The organism is Massilia sp., assembly GCF_032106685.1.
In the GTDB taxonomy this organism is placed as follows: Bacteria; Pseudomonadota; Gammaproteobacteria; order Burkholderiales; family Burkholderiaceae_D; genus Telluria.
Map to the genome: position 1 here is coordinate 1 of NZ_DAMCPG010000093.1, position 2,016 is coordinate 2,016.

Genomic DNA, 2,016 nt, shown 5'->3' on the forward strand with positions numbered 1-2,016 from the left:
CGGATCACTCGACGCCAATCCTCCGCCGATGGCCAGGTCATATGCCGTTACATTGCGATGATTCTTCGCGCTGCCGAAAATGGAACCGTGAAAGGATTTCGGGCTGACCTCGTGCTGCCAGCGCTCGCGCGCCTCGTTCGGGCTTTCCTGGATCAGGGCGAACACCTTGCCATTCAGGAGACGCGTGGCCTGCAAGACCTTGCAACGTTCTTCCAACTTGTCCAGCTTGTTGTCCTTGTTGTAGCGCGCCTGGATGCGCTGGCAGTCGGCCTGCGACAAGGTTTCCGGCGCCTCCGGGCGCCGCGCCACACCCGAAGGATCGGGGCACTCTTCATAGCGGGCCTTGAGCCCCTTGCCGCTGGTGATGGCGATGGCGGCGTCGATCGGGTCGACCTCTTCGCACGGTCCCTGGTCCTCGGCCGCGACCCTCGCCTGGATCGACGTATTCGGTATGTTCTGCGGATCGATCTGGCCGGTACCCCGCAAGTCCGCCGGCGCCGGCGTCCGCAAGGCTTCGCCGTTGATGGTGCGGATGCCCTCGCGCCTGTCCGCTTCCGAATCGAGAAAATCCAGCATTCCCGGCTTGCGGGGCCAGGCGACTTCCTCGTGATGCTCGCGCAGGAAGCGGTTCGCATCGGCCACGTGCGCATGGTCGTCTTCTCCTTCGATGCGCAGGGCGAAGTCATGCGGGGCCTGCCCCACCAGGACCGGTCCGGTGGTCTTCCTTGCCGGGTCGAAGCGCTGCTTGTTCGTGAAAACCCGTTGAAAGAAACCACGCCCTAGCTCGGCCAGCGGCTTGCGGTGCTGCTTCTGGGTGTTATAGCGCTTCGCCGATGTCGCTCCCCACATCGCACGGGTATCCCCGCGTGGCGTGGCCGCCAGCGCCGTTCCGCTCATGAAGTCCGGCACGCCTTGCCAGCCGATGCCTTTCATGTTGTCCAGCGCCACCGTCATGTCTTCGGGGCAGAAGTACAAATAGACCTTGCCACGGTTGTCGCGGTCGCTGCCGGGGCTCCATTTTGCGCCGACCATGCCATGGTGCTTGCCGTGGTCGGTCAGCGCCGTGAAGGCTGGTGCCGTGTGTTTTTTGGCCGCGACGCCCTGCACGATGTTGGCAAGCGTGCGCAGGCGCGCGTCGAAGGTCTGACGTGATTTCAGCACCCCATACTGCCCTTCCATCGCGGCATCCGTACCGCTCTTGAACTGCTCCGACGCGCCGACCAGGAAGCCTGACTCCTCTTCCAGGCTGTAGGGCGGATGGGTCAGCACCAGCGTATCGGCCGGGCGCTTGCCCTCGTCGAGCAGGAAAGCCTGGGCGAGCAGGCTGATCAGGCAGCCCTGGCTGTGCGCGACGATGTTCACGGCCTCGTCCGGATCGTAGTCGCGGATCATCGCCACCAGCGCCGCCAGCCGCTTGGCCGCAAGGATCATGTACATGCGTCCCGGTGCGCTCAGCACTGGCCGCACCGGGTCGCCGCCGACGTCGGCGGGGGAGCAGATGCCCCGGTTCCACATGTCCGGCAAGGTGCTCGTGGCGTTGGCGAAGGGGCCGCCGCCTTTCGACAAGTCCTTGTCCAGGCGGTTGCCGAAGCGGTCGGTGCGCTGCCCGTTCTTCGTGCCGGATTCCTTGAATATTTCGCGATATCCCCAGTAGAACGGAATGACCGGGCTATGCGTCCCGGTCTCGGTCTTGCGCTTGAAGAAGACCGCATCCGGATCGGCCTCGACCACGTCCTTGTCCTTGGCGGTCGGCATGCGGTAGCTGCCGGGCACGTAGCGGCCGGGCTTGCCGTGCAGGCGCATGTCGAGCCCGGCGCACAGCCCTTCCTCGACGGCGCCGAAGCCGGTGCCGACGTCGTTCACGCCATGGATGACGATGACGTTGCAGGGTAGGTCGGGCTTGACGTCCACTGTCTTGTCGGACCTGCGCTCGCATTGCAGTACGCTCGCCTCCTGCCCGATGCAATAGGGTTCCCGTGGATACAGCATGTCCTGCCTCCTTACTGTTCGTCGGTG

At 64.7% G+C, this 2,016-nt stretch carries 1 protein-coding gene; it reads right to left on the minus strand.

Annotated elements, in window-relative coordinates; translation table 11 throughout:
- Positions 1 to 1,989: DUF3274 domain-containing protein (locus RT688_RS23680; protein WP_313707270.1), on the minus strand; the 1,989-nt coding region annotated here is incomplete at its 3' end.
- Between the last annotated feature and the right edge of the window lie 27 nt (positions 1,990 to 2,016).